The following is a 9,203-nucleotide window of genomic DNA, read 5'->3' as shown; positions in this document are numbered from 1 at the left end:
GGGTCGGGCTGCAGCTGATCCTGGTGGCCATCGTCATCTTCTGGCCGGAAAGCGTGACCTACTGGCTGGAACCGGCCAGCACGGTCGATCCCAACTCGGTCGTCATCGACGTGCCGATGCCGGAAGCGCCGTCGGACGACGCGCCGTTGATCTTCAAGTGAGCGCTGGGGAGGCGCCGCCTCCCCAGACCCCTCCGCCGGGGGCATTGAATGCCCCCGGACCCCCACATCAGTTCAGCACACCCCTGATCAAGGCGATGCGCGTGCGCTCGCCGGTGATGCCGAAGTCATCATCATTGATCAGCATCAGCACCCCGCCCGGCAGCAGCGCGATCCCCTCCAGCTTGCCCGGCAGCTCCGGGTGGTCGGCGCTGTCCAGCACCAGCCGCTTCTCCAGCGGCACCACGCCGGCGCCGCCTTGTTCCAACGATGGGCGGGTGGCGGGATCGTCCCAGGACGAGCCCAGGATGTTCGTCGCGCCGCCGTCCAGGCGGACCTCATAAAGCTTCGTCGTCTTCTCGGTCCGCTCCAGCACCAGCAGCCGGTCGGGGCCCAGCCAGGCCATCTCCGAGATGCGCGGGTCGCTCTGGCGGTCGGAAGGGTCGTTGCGGAAGCTGCGCGGGTCGTCCAGCTGATAGACCCATTCGCCGGTGACGCGGTTGCCCGCAGGGTCGTAGCGCAGCAGGCGGGTGTTGCGCGCGGCGCGGAAGGCAGCCGCATCCGGATGGGCCAGCGGGTTCTGCAGCAGGGCGTAGAGCGTCGCCCCATCCGGCGTGCCGGTCAGGCTCTCGATGCCGCGGTTCGACTGGCGGCGGGCCAGGATCGCCGGCAGGCCCTCGACCACCGGATAGCCGGCGCCGGCGAATTCGCTGGCGGTGCCGGCCGGGACCACGCGGCGGCGGATGCGGCCGTCGGGCGCGACCTCGACCAGCGAGGGGCCATTCTCCTCGCCCACCCAGAAGCTGCCGTCGGGCAGGCGGATCAGCCCCTCGGCATCGATCGCCGAAGGGTCATGCGCCAGGCGGCGGCCGGCGCCGTCCAGCGGCTGCTCGGTGCGGCCGGGCAGGGGGTTGGTCAGGCCGGTGATCGGCTGGCCGTCGGGACGCTTCAGCGCGATCGCCTCGAACAGCGCGAAGCGCCGCTGCTCCGGCAGCAGCCGCAGCCCGTAGAGCGTCGGCGCATAGGAGGGCGCCGGATAGACCCGGCCGCGCAGATCCTCGGCGCAAAGCTTTGCCGCCGGCAGGCCGGAGATGTCCTCCGCCTCGCTGCAGGCGAAGTTCGGGCCGCGGTCGGACAGGGTGTAGACGATGTCCGCCGGGTCGCCGGGGCGGTGATGGGCGGCGCTGCCGATGCCCACCGACATCTCCAGCACCTTGCCGCCCGGGAAGGCGAAACGGCCGAGGCGCAGCGCCGGGTCGTCGCTGGTCAGCATGGTGATCTCGGGCGCCGCCTGGGCGGCGAGCCCCGGCAGCAGGAAGCAGGTGGCGAGCAGCAGGCGGCGCATCGTCTCGGTTCCGCGTGTTGGAAGGCCGCGGAGCCTAGCGCCGGGTTCAACCGATGCCCTGTGACCCTTCGGTGACAGGCAGCGCCCGCCCGGCGGCCCAGCCGGCGCGGGACAGGCGGTCCTCGCCGGCGACCGCCAGGCCCAGCAGCGGGCCGAACTTGAAGCCATGGCCGGAAAAGCCGCTCATCACCAGGGCGCGGTCGCCGAGCGGCTCGAGGATGAATCGCTCCTCCGGCTCGACGTCGTAGTAGCAGGCGCGGGCGCCGATGACGCGATAGCCCGCCGCGTCGCGCAGACGCGGGCGGACGAGGGCCATGATGCCTTCGATCTCCTCCGCGCTGGGCGTGCGGGAATCGGTTTCCGCGTCGCCGGACAGGGAGAAACGGTGGTCGCCGACCTTCAGCGCGGTACCGGCGACGGGGGGCACGGCGTAGAAGCCGCCATCGGTCGCGAGATCCAGCACCATCGGGGCGCGCTCCCAGGCAGCGCGGTGCTCCGGCGGCGGCTCCAGGTAGACGGCGATCTGGCGGGAGGCGGTGACGCGCCCGGCGAGGCCCGGCAGGAAGCGCGGCATCCAGGGGCCGGCGGCGATGACCAGCAGGTCGGCGGATTTCTCCGTGCCGTCTTCGAGTGTGAGCGTGGCGCGGGCGGGGTCGGCGTCCGTCGCGCGGGCGCGGAGGAAGGTGACGCCCTTCGCAGCCAGGTGGCGGGCGAGGCTGGCCACGATGCGGCGGGCGAGCAGGACGCCGGCATGGTCCATCCGGAAGGCGGCGTGGATGCCATGGCCGGACAGCATGGGGAATTGCGCGGTCAGTGTCGCGGCGTCGATGTCGGCGAAGGGGTAGTTGCCGGTGGTCAGTCCGGCGCGGCTTTCGGCCAGCCAGCCGCCGGGGGCGTCGGCCAGGGCCAGCAGGCCGGTCGGCACGTAGAGGGTTTCGCCGAGATCGGCCCAGAGCTGGTTCCAGGCGTCGTGGGCGGCGTCGACCATGCGCATGTAGCCGAGCTCGGCGCCGTAGGGGTGGCGGATGAGGCGGTGGTCATCGACGCTGGCGCCGCGTTCGTTCGGCGTCGTGTCCTGTTCGACGAGGGTGACGGACCAGCCGGCGCGGCGCAGTCCCCAGGCGGCGGAGAGGCCCATGATCCCGGCCCCGAGGACAAGCGCGTGCTGCATTTCTTGATAGTGCGACGCTGGTGGTTTTCGACGCAAGCGTCCCGCGCCTGTTGTCTAGCGTGCGGCAGCACCGACAGAAAGAAGAAGGGGTCCAGGGGAATTCATTCCCCTGGTCCTGCTTCGATTTTGATTTGTCCGGCCAGGGTCTGGCCCGACTGGACAACGTGCATCGGGCCGAATTCGGGTTGGTTGATGGCGTTGGGCGGGTGGCTGACCGGCTCCAGGCAGAGCACCGGCGTTTCGCGGGGCGCGAAGAGCTGGAGGTTGTGGCTCCAGGCGCCGGTGGCGCTCAGGGTGATGGCATGGTCGGCCGTCGTGAAGCGGGCCGTGCCGGTCCAGCCGGTAAAGTGGCGGTCCTGGCCGAGCCAGTCCTGCGTGCTGGCGGGCTGGGCGGCGATGGGCAGGCCGCGGCGGTCGGTCGCGAGCTGGGTTTCGGCGGCGAAGGCCAGTGTCGTGCCGGGCGGGCGGTGGAACCAGGGGTGCCAGCCGATGCCGAGGGGGCATGGCTCGGGGCTGTCGTTGCGCAGGGACAGCGCCAGGGTGACGCCGTCCTCGGCCAGGGTGATGTCCAGGCGGGCGGCGATGTCGAAGGGGGTGGCGGACAGCGACTGGGTCAGCACCGCATGGCCAGGGCCGGCGTCCATCACCGCCCAGGGGTTTTCGCGGACCAGGCCGTGCAGCGCATTGCCTTCGTCGGGCCGGTTGATCGGGAAGCGGTGACGCGCCCCGAAGGCGCCGCCATCGAGGCGGTTGGTCCAGGGCGCCATCCAGAAGGCGCCGGCGCGGGTGGTGTTGGGATCGGCGCCGTCCAGCGGGCGCAGCACCGGGCGGGCCGCGAAGTCGAGCCTTTCGAAGGCGGCGCCGCGCCCGGGCAGCAGGTGGGCGGACCAGCGGCCCGCCCGGAGGTGCAGCCCGCTCAATCGAGCGCGAAAGCGTCGCGCGGGCTGGGGCTGGCGCGGCTGTAGTCATTGGCGCAATAGGCGCCGCCCTGGTAGCGCTCGGCGACCGGATTGCCGGAAAGCAGCTTCTCCACCTTGGCGCGGAAGGCTTCCGAACTGTCGAGCGGCTCCCAGCCGATGCGGGCGCGGTGGTCGGCGCCCCAATAGGTGGCGGGGTTGTTGCTGGCACCCCAGACCACGGCATGGCCGACCTTGGGTGCCTCGAGGAAGGCGATGCAGAGCCGCGCCAGGTCGTCGAAGGACAGCCAGGTGGCCAGCATGCGGGCGTCGACCGGCTCGGGGAAGCAGCTGCCGATGCGGACGTTGAGGTTCTCGACGCCGTGCTTGTCCCAGTAGAGCCGGCCCATCAGCTCGCCATAGGCCTTGGACAGGCCGTAGAAGCTGTCGGGGCGAAAGGAGCCGGGGGCGTCGAGCTTCGGCTCGCCCGGCCCTGGGCGGCTGTGGAAGCCGATGCTGTGGTTGGAACTGGCGAAGAGCACGCGGGCGCCGGCGCGGCGGGCGGCCTCGTAGATGTGGTAGAGGCCGCGGATATTGGGGTCCATCACCTCCTCGAAGGGGCGGTCGACGGAGACGCCGCCGAAATGCAGGATTGCCTGGCAGTCATCGGCGATGCGCAGCATGGCGGCCTCGTCGCCGAGGTCGGTGGTGACGAATTCGGCGCCGGCCGGCAGGTCGTCCGGGAAGGCCTTGATGTCGGTCAGGCGCAGCCGGTAGCCGCGTGCCGAGAGGGCGGCGGCCAGCATGCGGCCGAGATTGCCGGACGCCCCTGTCACCAGGACAGGCTTTTTCAGATCGGTCATGCGGACGCTCCCTCGAGGACGGCGGTGCTGCCTTTGGCGGTATTATCGGGCCGGATGGTTTTCAATGGAACAACCGCGGGAGCCACAGGGAGACCGCCGGGACATAGGTGACCACCATCAGCACCAGGAAGGCGGCGGTGTAGAAGGGCAGGCTGGTCTTGGTGGCGTCCCACATGGAGACCTTGCCCACCGCGCAGGCGACGAAGAGCACGGGTCCGACCGGGGGCGTGATCAGGCCTATCCCGAGGTTCAGGATCATCACCACGCCGAACTGCACCGGGTCCATGCCCAGCTTCAGGGCGACCGGCAGGAAGATCGGCGTGCCGATCATGATCAGCGGCGCCATGTCCATGAAGGTGCCGAGCAGCAGCAGGATGACGTTGATCAGCAGCAGCAGCAGCAGCGGGTTGTCGGTGATGCCCTGCATCAGGGCGACCGTCATGGCCGGCACCTGCAGCAGCGCCATCAGCCAGCCGAAGGCGCTGGCGCAGCCGATGATCAGCAGCACCATCCCCGTGGTGCGGGCGCCGCCCAGCACCGCCTGGACGAAGCCGTTCCAGTCCAGGCTGCGATAGACGGTCAGCGTCACCAGCAGGGCGTAGAGCACGGCGACCACCGCCGATTCGGTCGCGGTGAAGATGCCGCTGCGGACGCCGGCGAAGATGATGACGATCAGCATCAGCCCGGGCAGCGCCGCGGCCGCCAGCCGGGCCAGCGCCCACCAGCCCGGGAAGGCCTCCCGCGGGTAGCCGCGCTTCACGGCCACCGCCCAGGCGGTGAACATCAGGGCGACCATCAGCAGCAGCCCCGGGATGATCCCCGCGGTGAACAGGTCGGCCACGCTGATCGCGCCGCCGGCGGCGATGACGTAGAGGATCATGTTGTGGCTGGGCGGGATCAGCAGGTCGATCAGCGCCGCATTGGCGGTGACATTGACCGCATAGTCGGGCGCATAGCCGCGGGCGCGCATCTGCGGGATCATCACGCCGCCGACCGCCGAGGCGTCGGCGACCGCCGAGCCGGAGACGCCGCCGAACAGGGTGGCGGCCACCACATTCACCTGGCCGAGGCCGCCGCGCATATGGCCGACCATGGCCGAGGCCAGCGCCACCAGCCGGTCGGCGATCTGGCCGCGCAGCATCAGGTCGCCGGCGAAGACGAAGAAGGGGATCGCCAGCATCGAGAAGATGTTCATGCCGGACGAGATCTGCTGGAAGACGACGATCGCCGGCAGGTCCATGTAGAGCACGGTGACGAAGGCCGAGATGCCCAGCGCGAAGGCCACCGGCGTGCCGATCAGCAGCAGCAGCACGAAGCTGCCGAGGAGGAGGGTGATTTCCATCGGGGCGGCCTCAGGCGTCGCTGACCAGCGGGGTGACGAGGGCTTCGGAGGGGGCTTCCTCGCCCGCCAGGTGGGCGGCCAGGCGCTCGGCGCCGAACAGGCCGATCATGATCCCGCCGAGGACGAGAGGAAGATATTCGACGGCGCCGGGCAGGCCGATGGCGGGCAGCGTCGCGTCCCAGACGCCGAGCGCGAGCTCTCCCCCGAACCAGGCCATGCCGAGCCCGAACAGCGTCACCACCAGATCGGAGACCAGGTCGCAGGCGCGGGCGATAGGCGCCGGCAGGACATGCTTCAGCGTGTCGAAGCCCATGTGGAAGCCTTCGCGCACGCCGGCCGCGGCGGCGCCCAGGATCACCCAGCCCATCAGCAGCATTGCCGTGGCGTCCGCCCAGGCCGGGGTGTCGTTCAGCACGAAGCGGCCGAAGACGCTCCAGGAGACGACGCCGGTCATCAGCACCAGGCAGAGGCCGGCGATGCCCAGGCAGAGGCTGCAGCAGAGGTCGAGCGCGCGGCCGAGGGAGCGTGGCAGCCCCCCCTTCCGGCCATGGCTCGGGCCGTCATGGGGGGCCGCCATGGTCAGGCGGTCTCCCGGATGCGCTGCACCATGGCCTTGAGGCGGGCGTCGCGGGCGAACTGCTCGTAGACCGGGGCCATGGCCTGCTCGAAAGGCTTCTTGTCGACGGTGTTGATCTGGGTGCCGGCGGTGACGACCTCGGCCTTCGCCGCCTCGCTGCGGGCGACCCAGAGCTTGCGCATCTCGGGCACGCTGTCGCGGGCGCTCTCCCGCAGCACGGTCTGCATGTCCTTGCCCAGCCGGTCGTAGCTGCGCTTCGACATCACCAGGATCTCCGGCGACATCGAATGCTCGGTCACCGAGTAGTACTTGGACACCTCGAAATGCCGCTGCGACTGGTAGGTCGGGTAGTTGTTCTCGGCCCCATCCACCACGCCGGTCTGCAGCGCCGAATAGATCTCGCCGGTGGGCAGCGGCGTCGGGTTGGCGCCCAGCGCCCGCATCATCGCCAGCCACAGATCCGACTGCTGCACGCGGATCTTCATGCCCTTCATCTCGGCGGGCGAGTTGATCGGGCGCAGCCGGTTGTACATCGACCGCGCGCCGCTGTCGTAGCAGCAGAGGCCGATCAGCCCGTGCTTCTCGGCGCCGGCCAGGATCTCGCTGCCGATCTCGCCGTCCATGACGCGGTGCATGTGGGACTCGTCGCGGAACAGGAAGGGCAGGCCGGGGATCACCGTCTCCGGCACCAGGTTGTTCAGCGGCGCGAAGTTGGTGCGGTTCAGGTCGATCACGCCGAAGCGGGTCTGCTCCAGCGTGTCCTTCTCCTCGCCGAGCTGGCGGGAATGGAAGACCTGGATGTTGATGCGGCCGTTCGACCGCTCCTTGGCCAGCTTCGCCATGATCTTCACGCCCTCGACGGTCGGATAGCCGTCGGGGTGGATGTCGGCGGAGCGCAGGTTGATCGCCTGGGCGCTGGCCTTGAAGCCGATCAGGGCAGGGGCGGCGAAGGCAGAGGCCGCCAGCAGCGCGCGGCGGCGCGGCAGGGTGATGGGCATCGGAACGTCTCTCCTGTTGGGCCTGCGGGTCCGACGTGATCGCCGGCCTGGCCATGTCGACCTCAGGGTATGACGTCCTGTCGTCAGACGACTGATGCCGCATGCGCTTGCGCGGATGGTGGCGAGGAAGGGTCGGCGCTGTCAACGGCCTCGTCATGATGGCTTTTGATGGAGGGGCCGCCTGCTTGTCAGGGCGCCGGCCTCGGCCCAGCATGCGCGGCTCTCCTTCCGCCGCTGCCCGGGACCGCCGCCATGCCTCGCTCCGAACCGACCACGCTGCCCGCCGCCGCCGCCGCCCTCGCCGCCGGGCAGACCAGCGCCGTGGCCCTGGCCGAGGCAGCGCTGGCCCGCATCAACGACCCGGCGGGCGAAGGATCGCGCGCCTTCGTCGCGGTCCAGGCCGAGGCCGCCCTGGCCAGCGCCCGCGCCATGGACGCGCTGCGCGCCGCAGGCCGGGCGCCAAGCCCCTGGGCCGGCATCCCGATCACGGTGAAGGATCTGTTCGACCAGGAAGGCATCCCCACCCGCGCCGGCGCTATGGTCCTGGCGGATGCGCCGCCGGCCAGCGCGACCGCGCCGGCGGTGGCGCGGCTGCAGCGCGCCGGCTTCGTCGTGCTGGGCCGCACCAACATGGTGGAATTCGCCTTCAGCGGGCTGGGGGTGAACCCGCATCACGGGACGCCGCGCTCGCCCTACGACCGCGCTGTGGGTCGTTTGCCCGGCGGGTCCTCCTCCGGCGCCGCGGTCGCGGTGGCGGATGGGATGGGGCTGGCGGGCCTCGGTTCCGACACCGGCGGGTCCTGCCGGGTGCCGGCGGCGCTGTGCGGCATCGTCGGCTACAAGCCGACCTCGAAGCGGGTGCCGCTGCAGGGCGTGCTGCCGCTGTCGCCCAGCCTGGACAGCATCGGCCCGATCGCCAACAGCGTCGCCTGCTGCAGCATCCTGCACGCGCTGATGGCCGGGGCCGAGGCGGCGGTGCCTCCCTCCGTTCGCCCGGTGGCGGGGCTGCGCTTCGGCATTCCGGAAGGCTCCTTCCTGTTCGACGGGGTCGAGCCGGCGGTGGCCGCGGCCTTCGAGCGCGCCGTGTCGCGCCTGGCGGCGGCCGGCGCCTTCATCGAGCGGTTCTCCTTTCCGGAGCTGGCGGAAATCCCGGCGGCCAATGCCAAGGGGGGGTTCGCGGCGGCTGAGTCCTATGCCTGGCACCGTTCGCTGATCGCGAAGTCGCGCGACGGCTACGACCCGCGGGTGTTGTCGCGCATCCTGCGCGGCGCCGAGCAGGATGCCGCCGACTACCAGGAGCTGCTGACCGCGCGCGCCCGGATCATCGCCGCGGCCTCGGCCCGGACGGCGCCGTATGACGCGGTGCTGGCGCCCACCGCGGCGCTGACGCCGCCGCCGATCGCCGCGGTCGAGGACGAGGCGGAATACGGCCGCATCAACCTGCTGCTGCTGCGCAACACGGCGGCCTTCAACTTCCTCGACCGCTGCAGCATCAGCCTGCCCTGCCACGCTCCCGGAGAGGCGCCGGTCGGGCTGATGCTAACCGGCGCCCATGATGGCGACGCGGCGCTGTTCGGCGTCTCGGCAGCGGTGGAGTCGGTGCTGAGGGGGTGATGGGCCTTTGGGGCTGGATGCGTTCCGAGCGGAGCCTGAGGTGTGCCAGGGGGGGCGAGGGCTGTCGAAGGCCTCGCCGCCCCGTCATCGCCAGGGAACGGAGAGGCAGCTTTCCAGGGCTTCCCATCCCGCCCGCATCCAGGTAAAGAAGCCCGCGGCGAGGACCCGTAGCTCAGCTGGATAGAGCGTTGCCCTCCGAAGGCAAAGGTCGTACGTTCGAATCGTATCGGGTCCGCCAA

General features: G+C 70.8%; 8 protein-coding genes and 1 tRNA gene. 2 read left to right on the top strand and 7 right to left on the bottom strand.

From position 1 onward, the window contains the following. Nucleotides 1-228 precede the first annotated feature (228 nt). The 7 genes from BKE38_RS29200 to BKE38_RS29170 form a co-directional block, all read right to left on the bottom strand. Nucleotides 229-1,503: an esterase-like activity of phytase family protein gene (locus BKE38_RS29200; protein WP_076960613.1), complete on the bottom strand. Its 1,275-nt coding sequence runs from the start codon at nucleotides 1,501-1,503 to the stop codon at nucleotides 229-231. A gap of 46 nt (nucleotides 1,504-1,549) precedes the next feature. Beyond that, nucleotides 1,550-2,674, bottom strand: a complete 1,125-nt coding sequence (locus BKE38_RS29195; RefSeq protein ID WP_083747954.1) for an FAD-dependent oxidoreductase — start codon at nucleotides 2,672-2,674, stop codon at nucleotides 1,550-1,552. Between the two features lie 101 nt (nucleotides 2,675-2,775). After that, nucleotides 2,776-3,594, bottom strand: a complete 819-nt coding sequence (locus BKE38_RS29190) for an aldose epimerase family protein (RefSeq protein ID WP_242662614.1) — start codon at nucleotides 3,592-3,594, stop codon at nucleotides 2,776-2,778. Continuing rightward, on the bottom strand, nucleotides 3,591-4,433 hold the full coding sequence (locus BKE38_RS29185) for an NAD-dependent epimerase/dehydratase family protein (protein WP_076960611.1): 843 nt from the start codon (nucleotides 4,431-4,433) through the stop codon (nucleotides 3,591-3,593). The genes BKE38_RS29190 and BKE38_RS29185 overlap by 4 nt, the downstream gene beginning before the upstream one ends. A gap of 61 nt (nucleotides 4,434-4,494) precedes the next feature. Then, a complete protein-coding gene (locus tag BKE38_RS29180) occupies nucleotides 4,495-5,775 on the bottom strand; it encodes a TRAP transporter large permease (RefSeq protein WP_076960610.1) in 1,281 nt (426 codons plus the stop codon). Between the two features lie 10 nt (nucleotides 5,776-5,785). Continuing rightward, nucleotides 5,786-6,352, bottom strand: coding sequence for a TRAP transporter small permease (locus BKE38_RS29175; protein WP_076960609.1), 567 nt, complete (start codon nucleotides 6,350-6,352; stop codon nucleotides 5,786-5,788). Nucleotides 6,353-6,354: 2 nt separating this feature from the next. Next, complete coding sequence (locus BKE38_RS29170) at nucleotides 6,355-7,350, bottom strand: TRAP transporter substrate-binding protein (RefSeq protein ID WP_076960608.1); 996 nt, start codon at nucleotides 7,348-7,350, stop codon at nucleotides 6,355-6,357. Nucleotides 7,351-7,602: 252 nt separating this feature from the next. Here BKE38_RS29170 and BKE38_RS29165 point away from each other — a divergent pair, with 252 nt between their 5' ends. Both BKE38_RS29165 and BKE38_RS29160 read left to right on the top strand, forming a co-directional pair. Continuing rightward, nucleotides 7,603-8,964, top strand: a complete 1,362-nt coding sequence (locus BKE38_RS29165) for an amidase (protein WP_076960607.1) — start codon at nucleotides 7,603-7,605, stop codon at nucleotides 8,962-8,964. A 161-nt stretch (nucleotides 8,965-9,125) separates the two neighbouring features. Then, a tRNA-Arg gene (locus BKE38_RS29160) sits at nucleotides 9,126-9,202 on the top strand. The last annotated feature ends 1 nt before the right edge of the window (nucleotide 9,203 follow it).

The sequence above is a fragment of the Teichococcus deserti genome, assembly GCF_001982615.1.
Taxonomy (GTDB): domain Bacteria; phylum Pseudomonadota; class Alphaproteobacteria; order Acetobacterales; family Acetobacteraceae; genus Pseudoroseomonas; species Pseudoroseomonas deserti.
The sequence above is the reverse complement of the archived record's forward strand: the minus strand, read 5'-3'. Positions and strand labels throughout refer to the sequence as shown.